The following is a 22,696-nucleotide window of genomic DNA, read 5'->3' as shown; positions in this document are numbered from 1 at the left end:
TCAGTCACGCCGCAACAGACGACCTGTTGGCGTCACGTTCGTGTCAGGGGTTGGTGCGGTGCTGACCTCTACACCCCTCAGGAACGTCTGCTGGACAATGCCTGTCAGTTCCTTGCCGGCGTACGGAGTGATGGGGTTCTTGTGGTGCAGCCTGGTTGCGTCGACCACGAATGTCCTGTCTGGGGCAAACACGGCGAAGTCGGCGTCAGCGCCCACCTCAAGCCGGCCCTTTCGTCCCAGCCGTGCGAGTTCGGCCGGTCGGTGGCTCATCCATTCCAGGACGTTTTCCAAGTCAATCCCTCTCCGCTGCGCCTCAGTCCAGACCAGGGACAGTCCGAGCTGAAGCGACGAGACCCCGCCCCAGGCCACACCGAAATTGCCGGCTTCCAGGTCCTTCAAGTCCAGGGTGCTGGGGGAATGGTCTGAGACGATGAGATCGATGGTCCCGTCAAGCAGCCCTTGCCACAGCTGCTCCCGGTTGGCGTCCTCCCGGATTGGAGGGCAGCACTTAAACGCCGTCGCTCCGTCGGGGATGTCCTCCGCCAAAAGTGTGAGGTAATGCGGGCAGGTCTCCACGGTCAGCCGGACTCCGTCGCGCTTGGCCTCCGCGATCATAGGCAGGGCCTCCGCAGAGGACAAGTGCAGAATGTGCGCACGTCCCCGTGTTCGCCGCGCCGCTTCAATGACCTGGGCGATCGCGCTGTTCTCCGCAGACGGGGGACGGGAAGCCAGGAACCCGGCATAGTCCCTGCCAGACGCTTCCGGCGCGGCCTCGATCACGGCCGGGTCTTCCGCGTGCACGATCAGCAGTGAGTCAAAAGATGCCAGCTCCGCTAAGTCCTTCTCCATCTCCGCCGGCTCAAGATGAGGAAACTCATCTACCCCCGAATGAACCAGGAAGCACTTGAAACCGAACACGCCCGCATCGTGCAGCGGACGCAGATCAGCAGTGTTGCCTGGGACGGCACCACCCCAAAACCCCACGTCCACAAAGGCCTGGTCAGCCGCCGCTTCCTGCTTGGCGTGGAGAGCCTCCACCGACACGGTGGGAGGAATCGAGTTCAGCGGCATGTCGATGATCGTCGTGACGCCCCCGGCAGCAGCAGCCCGCGTGGCCGACGCGAACCCTTCCCATTCCGTCCGGCCGGGCTCATTTACGTGCACATGCGTGTCCACCAAACCGGGCAGCAGCACCTCGTCATCAGCGAGCTCGATCTCCCGCGCTCCGATCAGCCCCGTCCCCAGAGGCACGACGGCGGACACGGTGCCCCCGCGGACGCCGATCTCCCAGGCACCCGTCCCGGCCGCGGCGTAGATCTTCCGGCCTCTCACGACCAAATCGAAATCAGCGTGGCTCATACGTCGCACTCCTTAGTTTGTGCATCCGGCAGCTGCAGCCAGCCAAAGGCATCAGCCGCCAGGCTCTGGTATTCCAAGCTAATCAAGACCTTGTATCCGGCAGCCACAGACTCGGCAACCCACTGGGCCAGGGGAAGGTTGCCGCTCCCAGGCGCCCCGCGTCCCGGGGCATCAGCGATCTGAATGTGGCCAAACTCCGCAGCATGCGACGCAATCAGCGCCGGAACATTTACCCCATTCACGGACAGATGGTAAAAATCGGCCAGCAGGGCAATGTTCGGCATCCCGCCGTTCCGCACGCGGTCAATGACCTCAAAACAGTCCGCCGCGGTCAGCAGCGGATACCCCGGAGTGCCGCTAAGCGGTTCCAGGAGGACCGTGCCGCCCAAATGTGCGACGGCGTCCGCGGCCACCATGAGGTTCTCTACCGCCGTCTCGTCCTGCTCGGCTACCGGAACGCCGTCGTCGCGAAGCCCGTAGAGCGCATTGAAACCCCGGCATCCCGTCAGCCGGGCGATCCCGACGGCCGTTTCCAAGCTGGCTCGGAACTCCTGACTGCGCGCCGGCGATGACAGCACACCCCGCTCACCGGCAGGCATGTTCCCGGCAAAGAAATTCAATCCGGTCAGCCGGATCCCGGCGTCACTGAGCGAGCGCAGGAAAGCATCGACCTCAAGATCGTCCGGAACAGCCGAATCGAACGGCCACCAGAACTCGACCGCCTCGAACCCGGCGGCAGCTGCTGCAGCCGGACGCTCCAGCAGGGGCAGGTCCGTCAGCATGATCGAACAATTCACGGTCCAGCGTGCACCAGGTACGCCAGCCAAGGGACTATCGCTCATGGGCGTGCTCAGAGCATGATCTGGCGGTTGACGTCCTTGTAGAGCAGATATCTGAAATTCGACGGACCGCCGGCGTAACAGGCCTGCGGGCAGAACGCGCGCAGGGACATGTAGTCGCCCTCCTGGACTTCCACCCAGTCCTCGTTCAGCCGGTACACGGCCTTCCCCTCCAGGACGTAGAGGCCGTGTTCCATGACGTGTGTTTCGGCGAACGGGATCGAGGCGCCGGGTTCGAACGTCACGACGTTGATGTGCATGTCGTAGGCAAGGTCGTCCACGGGAAGCATCCGCGTGGTGCGCCACTTGTTATCCGTGCCGGGCATCCCCGCCGGTTCAATGTCGCTTTCGTGTCCGACGACGACCTTGGGCAGGTGCCCTGCCAGAGGTTCGTAGGCCTTCCGGATCCACTGGAACCGCGCTGGCTCGGCACCGTCGTTGGCAACAGTCCAGACCATCTTCGGGGGAAGGTAGGCGAACCCGCCGGGCGTCAGTTCGTGCCGCTCGCCGTCGATTGTCACGATGAGCGGACCGCCGTCGAGCACGAACACGAACGACTCCACGGTTTCCTGCGGTTCTGGCTTGCGTGAGCCGCCGCCCGGCGCGACCTCCATCAGGTACTGCGCGAACGTGGTGGCGCCTCCTGCAACCGGCCGGTTCAGGATCCAGGCGCGGGTGCTGTCCCAGTCCGGAAGGACGCTCGTGACGATGTCCCGCAGCACGCCGCGCGGGATGACAGTGTAGGCCTCTGTGACAACGGCGCGGTCCGACAGCAATGCGGTCTGTGCCGGAAGTCCGGCCTCGGGTGCGTAGTAGGTGTTCACTCAGGATCCGGTTCTCTTGGGGGTGTTCGGGTGGGCGAGGCCAGCCAGGTCTTCCGTGGAAATCCCGGCTGCTTCAGAGACTTCTGCAGCAGTCACGGCACCGCAGGCCAGGCCACGGTGGATGTAGCGGGCCAGTGCCCGGGCCGTGGCAGGCTCGTCGAGGATGGTGCTCTCGAGCCGGTGGACGTAGTTCCGCAGCCGGAAAGCAGCTGCCGCGAACCCGCTGCGGTAGAAGTCGTAGGTGGCAAGGAACCGGGTAGGCAGCTGCGCCGCGTGGAGGTCCCAACCCTGGTAATAACCGGCCGCCAGCGACCGGGCGACCAGCCGGGCATGCAGGGCCCAGGCCCGGTCCACGTTTTCAGGGTCGCCGATGGGAAGGATGTTGGTTGAGCCATCAGACAGCCGGACACCGGTGCCTGCGGCGGCCACCTGCATGACAGCCTTCGCGTAGTCCGCAGCCGGGTGTTCCATCGACTGATGCGCTGCGGCTATGCCGAGCGAGGCGCTGTAGTCATAGGTGCCGTAGTGCAGCCCGCTGACCCGCCCGCCGGCGGCATGCAGCACGGCGGCAACCGGAACGGTTCCGTCGGCTCCGAGGATCAGCTGCGGCGTCTCCATCTGCACTTCAAAGCGCAGCCGTCCGGATGGAAGGCCGTGCACGTCCTCAAGCCGTTCGCAGGCGTAAGCCATGGCCTCCACCTGAGCCACGGCGCTCACCTTGGGAAGAGTAAGGACCAGGCCGTCGGGCAGGGACCGGTTCGGTGCCGCGTCCAGCAAGGACCCGAGAAACAGGTCCAGGGTCCGCAGCCCGCGGTCCCGGGTGGCAGCCTCAAAGCACTTGAAGCGGATACCGATGAAGGGAGGAGCGGTCCCGTCAGCAACAGCGCGGGCCACGTTGGCTCCAGCTTCCGCAGCGTGGACGTCTTCCTCATCATCGGGCCGCGGGCCGTAGCCGTCCTCGAAGTCCAGGCGCAGGTCTTCGATGGGTTCCGAGGCCAGCTTCGCCTCTACAAGGCCAGCCAGGACACCGGGGTTCTCCAGGCCAAGCAAGGACGCCAGGCGTTCCAGTCCACCTTGAGCATTCACCGCAGCCAGGGCCTGCTGTCCCCATTCGGACGCAAGGGCCGGCGTGAACTTATCCGCCGGAACATACACGGTATGCACCGGCTGGCGGGAGCCGTCGTCGCCGGGATAGCCAGCGGTAAGCAGTTCATCAGTGGCGCGAAGCGATTCTCCGATTCGTGCGTAATCCTCCGCACTCAGGGCGAGCTTCGCGGTATCGGGCGGGTTCATCGATTTCCTTCTGAAAGGGCCTCAGACTCCACGGCGGAGGCCACGGAGGGAGCAACCATGGGGTCGAAGACGCTGGGCACGATGTACGCAGCAGAGAGTTCCTCCGGAGATACACGCTCCGCAATCGCACGGGCAGCCGCCACCAGCATGGGCGTGGTGATCTCGGAGGCGCCGGCGTCGAGCAGCCCGCGGAACAGCCCCGGGAAGACCAGGACATTGTTGATCTGGTTCGGGAAGTCGCTTCGCCCGGTGGCGACGACGGCGGCATGGCGCGCAGCGGCCCCCGGATCCACTTCCGGATCGGGGTTGGCCAAGGCAAAAACGACGGCGTCCGGAGCCATTGAGGCTATATCAGCCTCGCTGAGGATATTGGGTGCGCTGACCCCGATAAAGACGTCAGCGCCGGCAAGCGCTTCGGAGAGGCCCCCGGCAAACTGGTCATGGTTTGTGTTAGCCGCGAGCCAGGCACGGGTGGGATCGGGCTGCTCATCAGCAGAGCGGAGGACACCTTCCCGGCCGAAGGCGGTAATCCGTTCGGCACCGTCGGCCAGCAGCAGGCGGATGATCGCCGACCCGGCAGCGCCCACTCCGGAAACCACGATCCGCACCTCGTCCAGCGGCTTATCCACGACGCGCAGGGCGTTCGTCAGGGCCGCCAGCACCACGACCGCGGTGCCGTGCTGGTCATCGTGGAACACTGGAATGTCCAAGTCTTCGCGCAGCCTGCGTTCGATCTCGAAGCAGCGCGGCGCAGCGATGTCCTCCAGGTTGATGCCCCCATAGGAGGGAGCGATGGCCCGGACGGTCCGGATGATCTCCTCTGTGTCCTGCGTGTCCAGGCAAACGGGCCAGGCATCCACTCCGCCGAATTGCTTGAACAGCGCCGCCTTGCCCTCCATGACCGGCAATGCGGCAGCCGGACCGATGTTGCCCAGCCCCAGCACGGCGGAACCGTCCGTGACCACGGCAACCGTGTTGCCCTTGATGGTCAGCCGGCGGGCCTCGGCGGGATCGGCGGCAATGGCATTGCACACGCGGGCGACGCCGGGAGTGTAGGCACGGGCGAGATCGTCACGGTTATCCAGCGGGACGGTAGGTGCGACGGCGATCTTTCCGCCAATGTGCATCGCGAAAGTGCCGTCGGTGACGCTCTCGACCGTAACGCCGTCCAGGGCTTTAAGTCGCTCTGTCACACGTGCGGCGTGGGCATCATCAATGGTGTTGCAGGTAAGGTCGATGTGCAGGACGCGGTTACTCGATTCCACGACGTCCAGGCCCGTCAGGACTGCTCCGGCGCGGCCGACCTCCGTGGCCAGGTCGCTGGCGGCACTGAAATCCGCGGGCACGTGGACGCGGAAGGTCATCGAATTGCCCGGGCTGGGAACTGCCATATTTCTCCACCTCCCAGCCGAACGATTTCCGTATTATGGATAATATTGTTTGCCATATGGAATGACAAGAGATTTGTTCGGATTGTGATCCGAGGGGCGAAATAGCTGGTCTTCCCTCCCCGCCGCCGTTACGGTGAATCCGAAACTGATTTTCCGCATGACGATAACAAAACCACTTCTGAGTTCGAACCGCACCGGAAGGAACGAGATGGCCGAGCGAAGCGCCGGAGGCGGTGTGCAGTCCGTCGAGCGCGTGTTCGAACTGCTGGAGTTGATCACTGACGCCGGAGGATCCGCGACGCTGAGCGAGCTGGCTGCGACTGCCGGCCTTCCGCTTCCGACGATCCACCGTCTGCTCCGCACCCTGGTAAAGCTGGGCTACGCCCGGCAGCTGCCGAACCGGCGCTATGTCCTTGGCCCCCGGCTCATCAGGCTCGGGGAGGGCGCCGGCAAGCAGCTCGGAGCGCTGGCGACGCCTGTGTTGCGGAAATTGGCGGATGAAGTCGGGGAAACAGCCAACATGGCCGTTCTCGACTCGGACCAGGTGCTCTACATCGCCCAGGCTCCGTCCCGGCATTCCATGCGGACCTTCACGGAAGTGGGGCGCCGCGCCCACAGCCATGCGACCGGCGTCGGGAAGGCCATCCTGGCACAGCTCACCGATGAACAGGTCCGCGGCATCGTGTCCCGGACCGGCTTGCCCGCAGCCACACCCGCCAGCATTCCCAGCATCGAAGGCCTGCTGGCCGATCTGGCCGTCATCCGTGAACGCGGCTATGCCATCGATGAGCAGGAACAGGAACTCGGAGTCCGCTGCTTCGCTGCTGCGGTTCCGGATGCCCCCACACCGACAGCCATCTCCGTCTCCGGACCGGTGTCGCGTGTCGATGAAGCCTTCGGCGAACGGGCTGTTCCGCTGCTCCAAGCTGCCGCATTGGAGATCTCCGGGGATCTCGCGCTGCAGCACGCTTAAGCTCTGCCGCACGCCTAAACCGAGAAGGGCCGGAAACCGTGCACGGTTTCCGGCCCTTACTTAGCTGGTCAGCGGTTAGGCGTCGCCGCCTGCGTTGCCGCTGGTGCCTGCATTGACGTTCAGCAGGTCGTACTTCTCCAGCGCCATTCGCGGTGCGTCAGCATCCACTTCGCCGCGCTTGGCGAGCAGCTGCAGGGTGCGAACCACCATGGAGTGGCTGTCGATCTTGAAGTAACGGCGTGCTGCCGCCCTGGTGTCCGCGAAACCGAAGTCATCTGCACCCAGGGTCGCGAAGTCGTTCGGCAGGAACTGGCGGATCTGGTCCGGAACAGCCTTCATGTAGTCCGTTGACGCCACGATCGGGCCTTCGGCACCGGCAAGCTGCTGCGTAACGAACGGCACGCGGGGCTCGGAGCCGGGGTTCAGGAAGGCTTCTTCTTCGGCAGCCAGGCCGTCACGGCGCAGCTCGTTCCAGGACGTTACCGACCAGACGTCAGCCGAAACTCCCCAGTCGTCAGCGAGCAGCTTCTGGGCCTCGAGGGCCCACGGAACTGCGACGCCTGAGGCCAGCAGCTGGGCCTTCGGTCCCTGGGCGTCGGACGTCGAGACCTTGTAGATGCCCTTGATGACACCTTCAACGTCCAGGTCTTCCGGTGCCTTCGGCTGAAGAATCGGCTCGTTGTAAACCATGATGTTGTAGATCAGGTTCCGGTCCTCGGAGCCTTCGCCGTACATCTCTTCGAGGCCGCGGCGCATGATGTGCCCGATCTCGTAGCCGTAGGCCGGATCGTAGGTCTTCACGGCAGGGTTGGTGGAGGCCAGGATCGGGGAGTGCCCGTCAGCGTGCTGCAGGCCTTCACCGGTCAGGGTGGTGCGGCCGGCAGTGGCGGAGATCAGGAAGCCGCGGGCCATCTGGTCCGCTGCGGCCCAAATGTAGTCCGCCGTGCGCTGGAACCCGAACATCGAGTAGAACACGTAGACCGGGATCAGCGGTTCGCCGTGGGTGGCGTAGGCCGTTCCGGCAGCTGTGAACGCAGCGATGGAACCGGCTTCGTTGATGCCGACGTGCACGATCTGGCCCTGCGGGGACTCCTTGTAGGCCAGGACGAGGTCGCGGTCCACGGACAGGTAGTTCTGGCCCTTGGGGTTGTAGATCTTGGCCGTTGGGAAGAACGAGTCCATGCCGAAGGTACGGGCCTCGTCCGGGATGATCGGCACAATCCGCTTGCCGAACTCCTTGTCCCGCATGAGGTCCTTGAGCAGGCGGACGAACGCCATGGTGGTGGCGGCCATCTGCTTGCCGGAACCGCGGTTGGCGACTTCGTAGGCGGACTCGTCCGGCAGCTTCACCGGGGCATGCTTTTCGCGGCGTTCCGGTACGTTTCCGCCAAGTTCGCTACGGCGTTCCAGCAGGTACTTGATCTCCGGTGCATCTGCACCCGGGTGGTAGTACGGCGGCTGGTACGGATCGGCTTCGAGCTGCTCATCGCTGATCGGAATGCGCAGGTGGTCGCGGAAGGCCTTGAGGTCCTCCAGCGTCAGCTTCTTCATCTGGTGGGTCGCGTTGCGGCCCTCGAAGTGCGTGCCCAGGCCGTAGCCCTTCACCGTATGCGCCAGGATAACGGTCGGCTTGCCCTTGAACTCAGTGGCTGCCTTGTAGGCGGCGTAAACCTTGCGGTAGTCGTGGCCGCCGCGCTTCAGGTTCCAGATGTCCTGGTCCGAGAGGTCGGCAACCATGTCCTTGGTCTGCGGGGTCTTGCCGAAGAAGTGCTCGCGCACGAATCCGCCGGACTCGGCCTTGTAGGTCTGGTAGTCGCCGTCGAGCGTGGAGTTCATGATGTCCACGAGCGCGCCGTCGTTGTCCTTCTCGAGCAGCGAGTCCCACTCGCGGCCCCAAACAACCTTGATGACGTTCCAGCCGGCGCCGCGGAAGAAGGCTTCCAGCTCCTGCATGATCTTGCCGTTGCCGCGGACCGGGCCGTCGAGGCGCTGCAGGTTGCAGTTCACGACGAAGGTCAGGTTGTCGAGCTTGTCGTTGGCGGCAAGCTGGAGCAGGCCGCGGGATTCCGGCTCGTCCATTTCCCCGTCGCCGAGGAATGCCCAGACATGCTGGTCCGAGGTGTCCTTCAGACCGCGGTTTTCCAGATAGCGGTTGGACTGTGCCTGGTAGATCGCGTTCATGGGGCCGATGCCCATGGACACGGTCGGGAATTCCCAGAAGTCCGGCATGGAACGCGGGTGCGGGTAGGAGGACAGGGCGTGTCCTTCGCGGGACTTTTCCTGTCGGAAGCCGTCGAGGTCTTCCTCGCTCAGGCGGCCTTCCAGGAAGGCGCGGGCGTACACGCCGGGGGAGGCATGGCCCTGGAAAAAGACCTGGTCGCCGCCGCCGGGGTGGTCCTTGCCGCGGAAGAAGTGGTTCATGCCCACTTCGTACAGGGTTGCGGCACCTGCGTAGGTGGAGATGTGGCCGCCGACGCCGATGCCGGGGCGCTGGGCGCGGTGCACCATGATCGCGGCGTTCCAGCGCAGCCAGGCGCGGTAGCGGCGTTCGATTTCCTCGTCGCCCGGGAACTCCGGTTCCTGGTCAACCGGGATGGTGTTGACGTAGTCGGTGGTGGTCACCATGGGGACGCCGACGGAGCGGGAACCTGCCCGCTGGAGCAGGGAGCGCATGATGAACTGCGCACGCTCTGTACCCTGCGAGCGGATCAGCTCGTCGAGGGATTCAATCCATTCCGCGGTTTCTTCCGGGTCACGATCCGGCAGCTGGCTTGTCAGCCCGCTGAGGATGTCCGTTCTGTCTTCACTGACGCTCATATGCAGCCTCTCGGTTGAGGGCGGGGTCCCCTCAAGGTAATTCGGTGACTCACCGACCACTCCGTTATGCGGAATGCTCAGTTCAATCTATACGAACAGGAGATTTCATGCTTCTTTGGGTACGGCATTGTTGCTTCACCGTAAGACGTATCACAGATGCCTTTTAGGGCATATCCGGCAAGGCAGCGGTAAACCCTTCGGATACTCGGCCGGTCCAGCCGGAGGCCGGCCAACTAGCTACGCCTATAGTGGTGCGGGCAAGGATTCTTCTCCGGAAAGGCACCAGTGAGCCTTCGTTACGCGCTGTTGGCACTGCTGAACGTCGAGCCGATGACTGGTTACGACCTGTACAAGCAGTTCCAGACCTCGGTGGGGTACGTCTGGCATGCCCCCGACTCCCAGATCTACCCCGAGCTCCGGCGGATGGAACGGGACGGACTGCTGGAGGGTGAGGAAGTCCCGTGGGGCTCCAAGGGACGCAAACGGCAGTACCACGTCACGGATGCGGGGCGGGATGCCTTCCGGACCTGGGTTAACACGCAGCTGGACTACCCGCGGGAGCGGGACCCCATGCACTTGAAGGCTGCGTATTTGGAGTGGGCTGAACCCGACTCTGCCCGGCGGCAGCTCGAAGCCCACATTGAGCACTACGGTGCCCGCCTCCTGCAGTGGCGGCAGAAAATCCAGGAGATCGACGGCGGATCCTCGGACATGCTCAACCGCCGCCTGGCGACCGTCCCCGAAGAAGACCACCGGAAGGTAGCGGCCTTCAAACGCTTCACGTACGAGGGGCTGACCGCCCGCGCCGAGGCCGAAGTTGCCTGGGCCGAACGCGGACTTGCCCTGCTGGATGAGCTCTATCCGCAGGGCTCCGCCTAGATTTCCGGCGGCCGCACGCCTGACCCCGTCACCGAGATGACAGAAACTGCCCGTATGAGCGCTCATACGGGCAGTTTCTGTCGTCTCGATGGGAGCGCTACTGCTCCAGCTTCATGGCCTTGCGCAGGGTCAGCGCACCGCCGCCCTGCATGACGGCCCGGCGGTAGATTTTCTCGCCGAAACGCAGCAGGCCGTACGCAGCAGCGAGGGCAATCGCCAGCGAGGCAAATGTCTGCCACAGGGGAACCTCGCCGCTGAGCATCCGCACCGGCATCGCCACGGTGGAGAGCACCGGGACGAAGGATGCCAGAACCAGCAGCTGCCCCTTGGCGAACAGGCCTGCGAACAAGGCGACAATGATCACGGTTAGCACCGGACCGGAGCTGTTGTTAAGGTCCTCGGAGCGTGAGGCCATGGACCCGATCATTGCCCACAGGGACGCCAGGATCAGGAAGCCGACGAGGAAGAAGAGCAGGAACCAGCCCGACGCCGGAATGATCGTGCTCACCGAATCTGCCGTTCCGGTGAAGGTCAGGGTGAGCAGGGCAGCCCCGGCGTACAGCGCCAGCTGGATCATGGCCAAGACGGTGTTGCCGGCAACCTTGCCGTAGAGCAGCTGCCTGATCGGAATTGCAGTCGCGAGGATCTCCACCACCCGGTTCTGTTTCTCTTCCAGCACGGAGGTGGCGATCGCCATGCCGAACACAATGGCGGCCATGTAGAACAGGAACCCGAACACAAACCCGGTGAACTGGGCGAGGAACTGGTTTTCGGCATTGCCGTTGAGCAGTGCCGTCTCGAACTCGCTGCCTTCCAACAGGGCTTCCGGCGTGGTCCCGGCCTGGCCCGCATTGATGGCCAGGGTGTAGGCACGCAGGGCCTCGGCGACTCCCTGCTGGAGTCCGCTGGAAAGCTCCTCGTTGCCGGTCAGGGTCCAGGTGCCGTCATCACTGAGGATGAGCGCCGCGTCAGCCTCATCCGAACGGACCAGGTCTTCGGCCTGCTCTGCTGAATCCGCGGAGCGCGCCTCAAAGCTGGTGTTCCCGCCGTCGGCCTGCCCTGCTTCGTGGGCCAGATCCACGACGGCGGTGCCGGCGGAATCATTGACGGCAACCGTGTATTCGTCCGCCCGGGTGCTCATGTAGGCGTTGAAGACCACGACGCCGACAATCAGCACCAGCGTGACCAGGGTGGAGATCAGGTAGCTGCGGTCCTTGGCCTTGACCATGACCTCGCGGAGGGTGACGATTGCCCACGCCGGGGTGGGCCGGGAAACGGTGCTCATGCTGCGGTGACCTCACGGTAGATTTCACTCAGGGACGGCCGGATCGGGGCGAACTCCTCCACGGAGCCGCGGGTTAGGGCTGTGGCCAGCAGGCGCTGCCGCGCGTCGTCGTCGTCGAACTCCACGACGGCGGTGGGGCCGGCGACGTCGAGGACGCGCACGCCGGGCTCGTCCCGGACCCAGCCGGCATCCGGGACAACGGTGAGCCGGTGCCGGTTGACCGCTTTGGCCCGCAGGTCGTCCCCGGTGCCGGAGGCGATGACCTTGCCCTGCTGCAGCACCACCATGTTGTCGCAGAGCCTGTCCACAAGGTCCAGCTGGTGGCTGGAGAAGAGCACGGGTACGCCCGCGGAGGTGCGTTCCCGCAGCAGTTCCACCATGGAATCGACAGCGACAGGGTCCAGGCCGGAGAAGGGCTCATCCAGGATCAGGACGCTGGGCTTGTGCAGCAGGGAGGCAGCGATCTGCACGCGCTGCTGGTTGCCCAGGGACAGCGATTCCAGCTTGTCCTTGGTCCTTCCGGCCAGCCCGAACCGGTCCAGCAGGTCAATGGCGCCCTTTTTGGCGTCCGCCTGGCTCATCCGGTGCAGCTGGCCGAGGTAGACCAGCTGGTCCAGGATCGGCTGCTTGGGGTAGAGGCCGCGCTCTTCCGGCATGTAGCCGAAGGTTGAACGGGCCTGCGCGGTGAGCGGCTCGCCGTCGAGCAGCACGTCGCCGGACGTCGCCTTGAGGACGCCCATGATCATGCGCATCGTGGTCGTCTTGCCGGCACCGTTGGCACCGACGAACCCGGTCATCTGGCCGGAGGGGATGTCGAACGTCACCGCATCGACGGCGGTTTTCTCACCGAACCGGCGGGTGAGACTGCGGACCTGCAGCATGGGGAACTGCTCCTTTGCCCGGCGGACCGGAAGAGTTGGGATGACTGCTTTCCTCAACCCTAGGAAAGTCCCCTGCTCGCCGGATCGGCCGTGCGGGTGAAGATCAGTCCGAGGCTCCGCGGCCGGTGTCACCCGCAAGAATGAGCCCGGACTCGTACGCGAAGACCACGGCCTGGACCCTGTCCCGGACCTGGATCTTGCCCAGCAGGTTCGAGACGTGGGTTTTGACGGTTGCCTCTGCGACGAACATGCGGGACGCGATTTCGGCGTTGCTCAGCCCGGTGGCCACGAGCTCCAGGACTTCGCGCTCGCGGGCGGTCAGGGAGGCCAGCAGTTTCTGCTGCGCCGGATCAGGCTGCTGGACAGCTGTGGCCTGCGTCGCCGGAACGCCGGAGGCCTGCTGTTCCTCATCAAGCTGGCGGGCGAACCGTTCGATGACACGCACGGTCACTTCCGGAGCCAGCAGTGCGTGGCCCCCGGCCACAGCGTGCACGGCATCCACGAGGTCGTCAGGGTCGGCATTCTTGAGCAGGAAGCCGCTCGCCCCGGCGCGGATGGCGTCGAAGAGATAGTCATCGCGTTCGAACGTTGTCAGGATGATGACCTTGGCGCGGCCGGCGCCCACGATCTGTTCCGTCGCCCGGATGCCGTCGAGCACCGGCATCTGGACGTCCATGAGGATGATGTCCACGGGGTGGGCTGCGGCGAAGTCGACTGCTTCCTGCCCGTTGGCGACCTCGCCGACCACCTCGATTTCCTCTTCGACCGAGAGCATCATGGCGAAGCCTGCGCGTACCAGCGCCTGGTCGTCAGCGAGCAGCAAACGGATCGGTTCCATGGATATCCTTCACAGTTCTCTCGGCAGCCCGGTGCCGCCCCCTCTCAAACTATCGGCATCAGTGGAAAAGGGGATGCACATGAAGTAACGAGGTTCAGCGCACGCGGAAGCGGACGCGTACCCGCCAACCGCCGACGTCGCGCGGTCCAATGTCTGTCATCCCGCCGTGCAGCACGGCCCGCTCGGCGATCCCGCGCAGTCCGTAACCGGAACCAGCGGTGCCTGGGCGGGGCCGGCCGTCGTCGACCGTTTCCACTTCCACCCACCGCTGCGGCTCGCCGTCGGGCATGGGGGACGTTCCCGTACGCAGCGCGACGACGGCGCCGGCGGCCGTGGAGTGCCGGCGCACGTTGGCGAGCGATTCCTGGATGGTCCGGTAGACAGAGAGCGCCAAAGGTGCGGGCAGACTGGCCAGCAGGCCGGGTTCTTCCTCCACCTGGCTGAAAGCGATCGCAAGTCCGTTGGCACGATAGTCCTCGAACAGTGCCGGCAGGTCGTCGATGCCGGGTTCAGGCCGCCGCTGGGCCGGTTCATCCGGGTTCTGTGCATCCGAGGAACGCAGGACGCCGAGCAGGGAGCGCATTTCTGCCACGGCGTCACGCGAGGAAGCTTCGATGGTCTGCAGGGCGCCGGCGGCTGCTTCGGGCTTTTTCACCATCACCCGCCGGGCCGCTGCGGCCTGGACCCCGATGACGGAAATGTGGTGCGCGACGACGTCGTGCAGTTCGCGGGCGATGCGGAGGCGCTCTTCGATTACTGCCTTCCGCGCCAGGTCAACCGACTGGGCTTCCAGCTGGAAGGCCAGCTCTGCCAGCTGTTCGCGCTGATGGGCGCTGCGCCAGGAGCTCATGCCGAACATAATCGCCCCGCCGAAGTAAGCGCCGTTGACCATGAACGTGTACAAGGAGTACGAGGTCAGGGGCGGGAACATCCCGTAGATCTCCCCCTCCGTGACACCGAAGCTCCGCATGATCTCATCCATGCCGCTGGAAACGGTGAGCCCGAAGATAATCCACAGGAACATTGCCGCCACCACGACGGTGACCCCGAGCCAGAGTATCCGGCGGTTCCTGGCCCAGGCCACGGCGCTGTAGAGCGAAGCGAAGTAGGCGGCCTGGAAGCCCAGGGTCTGGCTGACAAGCGGAACGGCAACGCCGACGGCTAGGAAAATGCCCGAGCACGCCAGCATGACCGCAACGGGGAACCGGCGGCGGAAAACCAGCGGGACGAAGATGCACGCCTGCAGCAGGTGCTGCACCCAGGGATTTCCATAATCCCCGTCTCCGAACGCGAAGCCGCGCAGGAACTCCAGCATGAGGGCGCTGAGCACCATGGCGATGGAGACCCCGATCAGGTCCCGGCGCAGTCCCTCCGGCCCGGGCACGGGACGCTCCCAGTCTTCCGCGTGCCAGGGGAGGCTGAGCCGGAACCTGCGGAACCGGTCCGTCAGCCGCTGGCTGTGGAAGGGCTTGCCCGGCGTGGCGGTGCCATGCCCCGAGGCGCCCTGCTGGGCTGCGTCCGGACCGGGGGCCTGGATTTCAATCATGGCGATCAGTTTAGGCGGGCAGGGCTGCCTGCGGATCCGTCGTGCGATGGAACTGGGCAGGTTCGCTGCGGCCGCGGATTGTGTGCAGGGCGAGTGCTGTGCAGGTGTGAGCGGTAGTTGGCAGCCCGCGGGAGTGGTTTACTTCCACAGGGGGAGAGCCCCGCACAGGTTGGACGAGCGGTGAGGATGGACATGTTTGCTTCCGAAGGAGAAGCCCTGCTTCCGGGGCTGGTTTCGCTGCGCCGGGACCTGCACCGCGAGCCGGAGGTAGGCCTCCACCTGCCCAGGACCCAGCAGAAGATCCTTGATGCGCTGGACGGGCTGGATTTGGAAATCACCACCGGTACCGCCTTGAGCTCGGTGACCGCGGTGCTGCGTGGAGGAGAAGAAGGTCCCGCCGTCCTGCTGCGCGGGGACATGGACGCGCTGCCGGTCGACGAACTGACGGACCTCGAGTACGCCTCGACAAACGGCGCGATGCACGCCTGCGGGCATGACCTGCACGTGGCCGGCCTGGTTGGGGCGGCCCGGTTGCTGGCCGCCCAGCAGAGGGACCTGTCCGGGAGCGTCGTCTTTATGTTCCAGCCGGGGGAAGAGGGCGACGGCGGTGCCGGCTTGATGATTGAGGAGGGCGTCCTCGAAGCCGCCGGGGAACGGCCCGTCGCGGCCTACGGCATCCACGTCCGCCCCGGTCCGCTCGGTGTTTTCCGCACCAAGCCCAATACCCTGATGGCGGGAGCCAACGAGCTTCGGATTACCGTCCACGGCTCCGGCGGCCACGGATCCCAGCCGCACAACGCGCTGGACCCCGTTCCGGCCCTCGTTGAGATTGCCGCCGCCCTGCAGGTCATGGCTACCCGGAAGTTCTCTGTCTTCGATCCGATCGTCCTGACAGTGACCCAGCTGGAGGCCGGCCGCGCCATCAACGTCATCCCCGACAGCGCGAGCCTGGGCGCCAGCGTCCGCACACTCTCGGCTGAATCCGTGGACCGGCTGATTGTCGAGACCAAGGCGCTCGCCGACGGTATTGCGGCCGCCCATGGCTGCACCGCAGAGGTCGGCTTCGAGATCCTCTATCCGATGACCGAGAACGATCCGTCCCGGACGTTCGAAGCCATGCGGGAGCTGCGTGAGCTCTTCGGTGAGGAGAGGGTTCTTCAGTCCCGGGATCCGCTCATGGGCTCGGAGGACTTTTCCCTGGTGCTGCAGAAGATTCCGGGGACGTACCTGTTCCTTGGAGCTACCCCGCCCGAGGTTGATCCCGCTACGGCTGCCTGGAACCATTCCCCGCGGGTGCTCTTCGACGACTCTGTGCTGGGCGACCAGGCTGCCGCCCTGGCACAGCTGGCGTTCAACCGGCTGACGTAGGCGCGGGCTGCGGGCAACCGGTTCCCGTGCCCTCCGCCGTTGTGGGGTACAGGGGCTCGGGAGCGTAGGACGCAACGTTCTGCTGCGCCAGCTCGATGAAACGCCGGGCTTTGGCCGACAACGTCCGTCCGGCCGGCCAGACAACGGATACCCGTTCCAGATGGGGCTGCGGATCCAGCGCCCGGGCCAGGACCGGCAGGCCTTCGTAGCTTGAAGGGTTCCGCGGGCGCTGGATGAACAGTGAGTAACCCAGCCCCTGTGCCACCAGTGACCGGGCCAGTTCGAAGTGGCGGGTCCGGTGCCGGATGGTGGGGGAGAGTCCCTGGGCCGTGAAGTAGGACAGGATGTCGTCAGCACTGGGCGGCGCGTCGAGCAGGATCATTGGTTCGTTTTCCAGATCCTTGGCCCTTACGACGTCGCAGTCAGCGAGCGGATGCCCGGCAGCGAGGATCACGTGCATGGCAGTGTCATACAGCCATGCGGTTTCCACCCTGCGGTCCAGATGCATGTTGTACATGATCGCCAGTTCCAGGTCTCCGGCCTTGAGTTGCTGCAGCAGGGTCTCCTGGTCTGTGGGATGAATGCTCAGTTCCACCTCCGGGTGCAGCCGTTCGAAGTGCTTCACCAGCTGCGGCAGGATCGTGGGGGCCAAGGACGGATAACAGCCGACGGCGAGTGGTCCCGCCAGTTCACGAGCCCCGGCCGTGGCCTCGAGGTTGTCCGCAGACCGGAGAAGTGAAAGCGCCTGTTCAAACACGTACTGGCCGCTGGCAGTGAGCACCACTCCGTGCGATTTGTGCCGGGTGCACAGCTGGGATTTCAGGATCCGCTCCAGCTCGTCCAACGCCGCTGCCATGGCCGACCGGGACACATGTTCCCTGGCGGCAGCAGCACTGATGCTTCCGGTGGAAGCGATGGCACAGAAGTAGCGCAGCTGGCGAAGGGTGAACTGGCTCATCGGTACCGCCTGGAAACTGGGGCCCGGTGTCCCGGCCGGGACCATGGGCTAGTCCAGGCTGCGGTTCCGGGTCTCGGGCATAGTCAGGATCACCACCGTGCTGACGGCGCAAAGGACCATGATGTAGACAACAAATATCACATGCAGCCCGATGCTCGAGAGCCAGGTGTTCAAGTACGGTGCGGTGCCTCCGAAGACGGCTCCTGAGGTCGCGTAGGCAATGCCGATCAGGGTGGCCCGGAGGCGGGTAGGAACCAGTTCGGCGAACACCGCACCCAGCGGAGCGCAGTTGGCGGCCAGGAGAATGGAAGCCAGGGCGACCGTTCCGAACAGTGAGAACGGGCTGGAACCCAGGCCAAACTCCAACGGAATGGCCGCGATGAAGAAGCCGATGCTGAAGACCAGCAGCACCGGACGGCGTCCCCAGCGGTCGGACGCCGCGCCCATGAGCGGAATAGCCAGCAGGAACACCGCCTGTCCGCAGAGTCCCGCGACAAGTGCCGACGTCGGATTCATGCCGTGCACCGACACTGCATAACCGGGCGCAAAAATGAACCAGGTGTAGAAGGCCACCACGCCGCTAATGGTCAGTCCCACAATCTGCAGGGTGCCGCGTCGGTTGGCTGCAAGCTGCCTGAGGGTCCAGCGGATGCCGGTCTCGTGGTCGGTCTTGGATGCAGCGTTGGCTTCATAGACAGAGGACTCGCTCATGGTGCGGCGGATGTAGATGGCGTAGAGCCCCAGTAGTGCACCGATTGCGAAGGGTATGCGCCATCCGTAGCTGGCCATGTCCTCTTCCGAGAGCACGGCGGTGAGGATGGCACCCAGGCCGGTGGCCAGCATGGACCCGACACCAACGCCGATCCACGGGCTGGAAGCCCAGAGACCGCGCCGCCCTTCCGGTGCCACTTCAGCAAGGTAGGTGAAGGCTGAACCGGTTTCGCCACCGTGGGAAAGGCCCTGAACCAGCCGGGCGAGCAAAAGAAGAATGGAGGCAAAGACCCCAATGGCATCGAAATTCGGTGCTACGGCAATGACGAGGCTGCCCAGTGCAGCCAGGGCAATCGCGAGCGTCAGGCTAAAGCGCCGGCCTCTTTCATCCGCGATCCGTCCAAAGAGCCAGCCGCCAATGGGCCGCATGAGAAAACCGACGGCAAAAATGGCCAGCGTGGAGAGGAGAGCCGAAACCGGGTTATCCGTTTTGAAGAACTGCGCGGCAAAGAACGGCGCGAAGATCGCATAGATGTTCCAGTCGAACCACTCCAGGGTATTGCCGATGTTCACGGCAACCAGATCGCGCCGCCGTTTTACGGTGCTGACTCCGGAATTTCCGGTATTCGTAACCGTGGGACTCATTGCTCCTCCATTGCAGCGTGGCCTGAGCCTGCAGCCGGCAGGCGTTCATGGACCAACTATCAGAGCATTAGTTGAGAAGGTCAACGGTATAAAACCGGCCTCTGATGTTGGAAAAAGTGCCATCGCGCAATGACGGCTGCAGGCGATAGCCTCATGGACATGTTTCCCGCTGCTCCTGCTCTTTCGTACCTGGCCACCGTTTCCGTTGAAGTGGGCGAGCCCCTCGAGGTTGGCCAAACTGCAGCCGGACTGCGGCGCATCATCCCCATCCTCGGAGGAAAGGTGGAAGGCCCTGCACTGCGGGGCACTGTCCTCCCCGCCGGCGCGGACTACCAGCTGCTCCGCACTTCCACGCTGACGGAGCTGGAAGCTAAATACGCCATAGAAACGGACGACGGCGAACGGCTCTATGTGAACAACTTCGGACTGCGCTCGGGCAGCGAGGAGGATATTGCCGCCCTGCTGCGCGGCGAGCCTGTGGACCCGGAGCGAATCTACTTCCGCTGCGCCCCGAAGATCGAAGCGCCCGACGGCGGCGCCTGGGCGTGGCTCTCCAGCCGGATCCTGATTGGCACCGGCGTCCGCCTCCCGAATGAGGTGCGGCTGGAAATCTACACGGTGGACTGACCCGGCTCGCCTTCGGCGCGAACAGCACGGACCGGCAAGCTTGCTTCGCGGCTGGACCCTATCCAGGCCGTATAACCCTTTCCCCAGGCCCCCTGAAACCGCGCGAAACATTAGGCAGCCATTCACCGCGCCAGTAACGTAAGTGGGCAATTTACTTTCGGTGCCCTAAGCGGCACAGCTCTACAGAAAGGGGGTGTCGGCGTGTCCGCACAGAATACGGCTGAACCCTCGCTGAGGAAGGTCCTGGGCCGGATGGATGTCCTGGCCCTCGGCTTCGGCGCAATGATCGGCTTCGGCTGGGTCGTGCTCACGGGCGACTGGCTCTCCAGCGCCGGTACCGGCGGAGCGATCCTGGCCATGCTCACCGGCGGCGCCATCATGGCGATTGTCGGCCTGACCTACGCAGAACTGTGCGCAGCCATGCCCAAGGCAGGCGGGGAGCACAACTACATCCTGCGGGCCATGGGTCCGCGCACCTCCTTCATCGGCTCGTGGGCGATCATCGGCGGTTACGTCACGATCGTGGCCTTCGAAGCGGTGGCACTGCCGCGCACGGTGCAGTACATCTTCCCCAACCTCAGCCAGATTCCGCTCTGGACAGTTGCCGGTTTTGAGGTGCACCTGACCTGGGCGCTGGTCGGTGCGCTCGCCGCCGTCGTCATCACCTGGATCAATATCCGGGGCGTGAAGGAAGCCGGCATCGTGCAGACGTTCGTTGTGCTGTTCCTGCTGGCCATCGGACTGGTCATGATCGCCGGATCTTTCACCGGCGGCAGCGCTGCGAACATGGATCCCTGGTTCACCGGGGGCATGAACGGTTTCTTTGCCGTGCTGGTGGTGGTGCCGTTCCTGTTCATCGGCTTCGACGTCATTCCGCAGTCCGCCGAGGAAGTGAACATCCCTGCACGGCAGATCGGCCGGCTCGTGGTCATTGCCGTCATCCTCGCGACCATTTGGTACGTGATGGTCATCCTCACGACGTCCTCCGCCATGTCCGCAGGTGACCTGGCCGGCACCGATATCGCCACAGCAGACGCCGTCGGAGCCATGTTCAACTCCGATTTGATGGCCAAGGTCCTGATCGCCGGCGGCATCGCAGGCATCCTGACGTCCTGGAACTCCTTGCTGATGGGTGCCTCACGGCTGATGTACTCACTGGCCCGCTCGGGCATGCTTCCGGCGTGGTTCGGCCGCCTGCACCCGAAGTACCACACCCCGCACAACGCGCTGCTGTTCATCGGCGGACTCAGTGTCCTGGCACCCTTCGGCGGTGCGCAGATGCTCGGCTGGCTGGTGGATTCCGGTGCCCCGAGCATCGTCCTCGCCTACACGCTGGTCGCTGTGTCCTTCCTGATCCTGCGCAAGCGTGAACCCGGAATGGACCGGCCGCTGCGTGTCGGCGGCAAGGGTAAGGGAGGCATCGCCATCGGCGTCGCGGCGGCCATTCTGGGCACTGCCCTGTTCAGCCTCTACATGCCCGGCATGCCTGCGGCCCTGGGCGTGCAGCCGTGGCTGCTGTTCGGTCTCTGGTGGGTCATCGGCCTGGCGATGTTCTTCCGGATCCCGGGCGGCATCAAGCCCGGACCTGACGCAGAAGAGCACGTCCTGGCGAAGCTCCGCGAACGGGACGCCTCCCGCCGCTGACGTCGCAGAGCCAGGCAGGAAACGTACGACGGCGGTTGCCCACCCGGGCGGCCGCCGTCGCGTTTTCGGTTTAGCCGAGCCGTTTCAACGCATCTGCACGGTGAACAGCGTGCAGATCGGTGGCGTCACTGCGCACCTTGTATTGCGGCTCCTCCTCCGAACACAGCCGCCGGCGTCCCATGAACTCGAAGTCAGAGGTGTGAACCTCAGTGATTTCCCCCGTGACGGAGCCTGTGCGCGAGTTCCACCGCACCCGGTCGCCCACTTTGAATTGCTCACTCATGCCCCGAGTCATAGCACCGCAGCGGCTTTCTGTAACGAGTAGCGGGCCCTCAGATGGACCCACCGGCGGACTTTCCAGAGAGCACACCCTAGGCAGCTATGTTACTGACGGGTAATATAGCCGCATGCACCTGATCTTTCGCACCCTGCTCCTCCTGTTGACCGCACGCCGCCGCAGGCCGCAGCTGGACATTTTCGATACTTCCTCACTGCCCATGCGGGTCCTGCCCACCGACCTGGACATTGCCAACCACGTCAACAACGGCATGTACCTTTCCCTCATGGACCTGGGCCGGTTTGACCTGATGATCCGCAGCGGCTTCTGGGCGGAGATGCGGCGCAAGGGCTGGGGTCCGGTGGTCAGCAACGAGACCATCAGCTTCCGCAAATCGCTGGGGCCGTGGCAGCGGTACAGCATCGAGACGAAGATCGTCGGCTTCGACGAGCGGGCGATCTACTTCGAACAGCGCATGGTTGCCGACGGCGAGATCTACGCCAGCGCCGTCATCGCCACCCGCATGGTGTCCAAGAAGGGGCCGGTCACGAATGAGGAAATCTTTGCTGCCGCCGGAAGGCGTCCTCCGGAAGATCTCGAGCTGCCGGAATGGATCGCCGAATGGCGGGCCAACGTCGCCCTTCCCGGGGCGCGCCGACCGGCACCGCACGCCTGGGCAGCATAAGTCCTTGCCTGCCCGCTGCGCTGGCCGGGCCTAAAGACCTACTGCGGCGAGTTCACACGCCGCGGCGGGCTAGCAGCACGTTGTCATGGACGACTGCCTGCTGGCCCTCCGGCCCGTCTACGGTGCGCGGGATGGCCTCGGCTGTTTCAATCTCCCAGCCCAGAGCGTCCAGTCCCAGCGCCGCGGCAAGTTCGACCGCCGTCGGCAGCGCCGGATCGGGGGCCGGATGGCGGCCCCACGGCGGAAAGTCCTGGTGTCCAACGACGAGCAGGCGTCCGCGCGGTGCCACGGCTGCCACGGCGCGCTGCAGGATCGCATCCCGGGGAAGTTCGGTGGGGGAGTGCAGATACTGGGCGCAGACCAGATCGTAGCCGGGACCGGTTTCCGGAGCATTCAGGGCCCAGTCCGCGAGGTCGGCCTGGACCCACGTGGTCAGGTCGCCGACGCCGGCGTCCCGGGCGTGGGAAGCAGCGCGTTCCAGTGCCACGGATGAGATGTCCATGCCGGTAACCTGCCAGCCCTGCCTGGCCAGCCAGACGGCGTCGGCTCCTTCACCGCACCCGAGCTCCAAGGCAGTGCCCGGGTTCAGGCCCTCGATTTCCCGCACGAGCAGGGCGTTGGGGTTACCGCTCCAGACCTGGTCCTTCTCGCGGTAGAAGCCGTCCCAGAAGGCGTCCGGGTCCTGCGGCGGGGGTGCGTCGTCGTGGTGATGCATGACGTGAATTTTAGTCTGGTTGGTTCCCGGGTGCGGAGACCCCGGGCGTCTTGGGCAGACAGAAAGGCCCGTAACCCCCCCGCGGGGGGCGGGAACGGGCCGGGATACGAGGGGGTGGCGGCTGGACCGGGCGCCCCGAGG

General features: G+C 64.8%; 20 protein-coding genes. 6 read left to right on the top strand and 14 right to left on the bottom strand.

The annotated features are described in order from the left end of the window. The 5 genes from allB to TVB01_RS14345 are packed head-to-tail and all read right to left on the bottom strand — an operon-like array spanning position 1 to position 5,706. A complete protein-coding gene (gene allB, locus TVB01_RS14365; protein ID WP_422456592.1) occupies positions 1–1,359 on the bottom strand; it encodes an allantoinase AllB in 1,359 nt (452 codons plus the stop codon). Further along, a complete protein-coding gene (locus tag TVB01_RS14360) occupies positions 1,356–2,201 on the bottom strand; it encodes a hydroxypyruvate isomerase family protein (protein WP_422456591.1) in 846 nt (281 codons plus the stop codon). Before TVB01_RS14360 ends, allB begins: the two co-directional genes overlap by 4 nt. An 8-nt stretch (positions 2,202–2,209) precedes the next feature. Next, positions 2,210–3,022, bottom strand: coding sequence for a bifunctional allantoicase/(S)-ureidoglycine aminohydrolase (locus tag TVB01_RS14355; protein ID WP_422456590.1), 813 nt, complete (start codon positions 3,020–3,022; stop codon positions 2,210–2,212). Continuing rightward, positions 3,023–4,315, bottom strand: a complete 1,293-nt coding sequence (locus tag TVB01_RS14350) for a DUF6986 family protein (RefSeq protein WP_422456589.1) — start codon at positions 4,313–4,315, stop codon at positions 3,023–3,025. Beyond that, positions 4,312–5,706, bottom strand: coding sequence for an NAD-dependent malic enzyme (locus tag TVB01_RS14345; RefSeq protein ID WP_422456588.1), 1,395 nt, complete (start codon positions 5,704–5,706; stop codon positions 4,312–4,314). Before TVB01_RS14345 ends, TVB01_RS14350 begins: the two co-directional genes overlap by 4 nt. Before the next feature lie 208 nt (positions 5,707–5,914). Here TVB01_RS14345 and TVB01_RS14340 point away from each other — a divergent pair, with 208 nt between their 5' ends. Beyond that, entirely contained in the window at positions 5,915–6,679 is a 765-nt protein-coding gene (locus TVB01_RS14340) for an IclR family transcriptional regulator (protein ID WP_422456587.1), read from the top strand. A gap of 75 nt (positions 6,680–6,754) precedes the next feature. On the opposite strand, the gene aceE is transcribed toward TVB01_RS14340, so the two are convergent. Further along, positions 6,755–9,496 carry a pyruvate dehydrogenase (acetyl-transferring), homodimeric type gene (aceE, locus tag TVB01_RS14335; RefSeq protein ID WP_422456586.1) on the bottom strand — a complete coding sequence of 914 codons (2,742 nt, stop codon included), beginning with the start codon at positions 9,494–9,496 and terminating at the stop codon, positions 6,755–6,757. Between the two features lie 285 nt (positions 9,497–9,781). Here aceE and TVB01_RS14330 point away from each other — a divergent pair, with 285 nt between their 5' ends. Further along, a complete protein-coding gene (locus TVB01_RS14330) occupies positions 9,782–10,375 on the top strand; it encodes a helix-turn-helix transcriptional regulator (RefSeq protein WP_422456585.1) in 594 nt (197 codons plus the stop codon). A 97-nt stretch (positions 10,376–10,472) separates the two neighbouring features. Here TVB01_RS14330 and TVB01_RS14325 read toward each other — a convergent pair whose 3' ends face one another. The 4 genes from TVB01_RS14325 to TVB01_RS14310 form a co-directional block, all read right to left on the bottom strand. Beyond that, a complete protein-coding gene (locus TVB01_RS14325; protein ID WP_422456584.1) occupies positions 10,473–11,660 on the bottom strand; it encodes an ABC transporter permease in 1,188 nt (395 codons plus the stop codon). Further along, positions 11,657–12,541, bottom strand: a complete 885-nt coding sequence (locus TVB01_RS14320; RefSeq protein WP_422456583.1) for an ABC transporter ATP-binding protein — start codon at positions 12,539–12,541, stop codon at positions 11,657–11,659. The genes TVB01_RS14325 and TVB01_RS14320 overlap by 4 nt, the downstream gene beginning before the upstream one ends. 103 nt (positions 12,542–12,644) lie before the next feature. Next, entirely contained in the window at positions 12,645–13,379 is a 735-nt protein-coding gene (locus TVB01_RS14315) for a response regulator (protein WP_422456582.1), read from the bottom strand. A 94-nt stretch (positions 13,380–13,473) separates the two neighbouring features. Continuing rightward, positions 13,474–14,925 (bottom strand): sensor histidine kinase, encoded by a 1,452-nt coding sequence (locus TVB01_RS14310; protein ID WP_422456581.1) that lies wholly within the window; start codon positions 14,923–14,925, stop codon positions 13,474–13,476. Between the two features lie 186 nt (positions 14,926–15,111). Between TVB01_RS14310 and TVB01_RS14305 the strand changes: the two genes are divergently transcribed. Next, positions 15,112–16,293 carry a M20 metallopeptidase family protein gene (locus TVB01_RS14305; RefSeq protein WP_422456580.1) on the top strand — a complete coding sequence of 394 codons (1,182 nt, stop codon included), beginning with the start codon at positions 15,112–15,114 and terminating at the stop codon, positions 16,291–16,293. On the opposite strand, the gene TVB01_RS14300 is transcribed toward TVB01_RS14305, so the two are convergent. Beyond that, positions 16,277–17,251, bottom strand: coding sequence for a LysR substrate-binding domain-containing protein (locus TVB01_RS14300; RefSeq protein WP_422456579.1), 975 nt, complete (start codon positions 17,249–17,251; stop codon positions 16,277–16,279). The genes TVB01_RS14305 and TVB01_RS14300 overlap by 17 nt on opposite strands. A 48-nt stretch (positions 17,252–17,299) precedes the next feature. Next, positions 17,300–18,607, bottom strand: coding sequence for an MFS transporter (locus TVB01_RS14295; protein ID WP_422456578.1), 1,308 nt, complete (start codon positions 18,605–18,607; stop codon positions 17,300–17,302). A 153-nt stretch (positions 18,608–18,760) separates the two neighbouring features. Between TVB01_RS14295 and TVB01_RS14290 the strand changes: the two genes are divergently transcribed. Continuing rightward, the gene (locus tag TVB01_RS14290) at positions 18,761–19,234 is read left to right on the top strand and encodes a DUF3237 domain-containing protein (protein ID WP_422456577.1); all 474 of its coding nucleotides are present in this window, start codon (positions 18,761–18,763) and stop codon (positions 19,232–19,234) included. Between the two features lie 252 nt (positions 19,235–19,486). After that, positions 19,487–20,878 (top strand): APC family permease, encoded by a 1,392-nt coding sequence (locus TVB01_RS14285; protein WP_422456600.1) that lies wholly within the window; start codon positions 19,487–19,489, stop codon positions 20,876–20,878. A 70-nt stretch (positions 20,879–20,948) separates the two neighbouring features. Here the strand turns inward: TVB01_RS14285 and TVB01_RS14280 are convergent, their stop codons facing one another. Continuing rightward, on the bottom strand, positions 20,949–21,161 hold the full coding sequence (locus tag TVB01_RS14280; protein ID WP_422456576.1) for a DUF2945 domain-containing protein: 213 nt from the start codon (positions 21,159–21,161) through the stop codon (positions 20,949–20,951). Between the two features lie 124 nt (positions 21,162–21,285). Here TVB01_RS14280 and TVB01_RS14275 point away from each other — a divergent pair, with 124 nt between their 5' ends. After that, positions 21,286–21,840 (top strand): thioesterase family protein, encoded by a 555-nt coding sequence (locus TVB01_RS14275; protein ID WP_422456575.1) that lies wholly within the window; start codon positions 21,286–21,288, stop codon positions 21,838–21,840. Between the two features lie 52 nt (positions 21,841–21,892). Here TVB01_RS14275 and TVB01_RS14270 read toward each other — a convergent pair whose 3' ends face one another. Next, positions 21,893–22,555 (bottom strand): class I SAM-dependent methyltransferase, encoded by a 663-nt coding sequence (locus TVB01_RS14270; protein ID WP_422456574.1) that lies wholly within the window; start codon positions 22,553–22,555, stop codon positions 21,893–21,895. Positions 22,556–22,696: the final 141 nt, after the last annotated feature.

Origin of the sequence: Arthrobacter sp. 7Tela_A1, assembly GCF_049311065.1 — a bacterium.
In the GTDB taxonomy this organism is placed as follows: Bacteria; Actinomycetota; Actinomycetes; order Actinomycetales; family Micrococcaceae; genus Arthrobacter_B.
The sequence above is the reverse complement of the archived record's forward strand: the minus strand, read 5'-3'. Positions and strand labels throughout refer to the sequence as shown.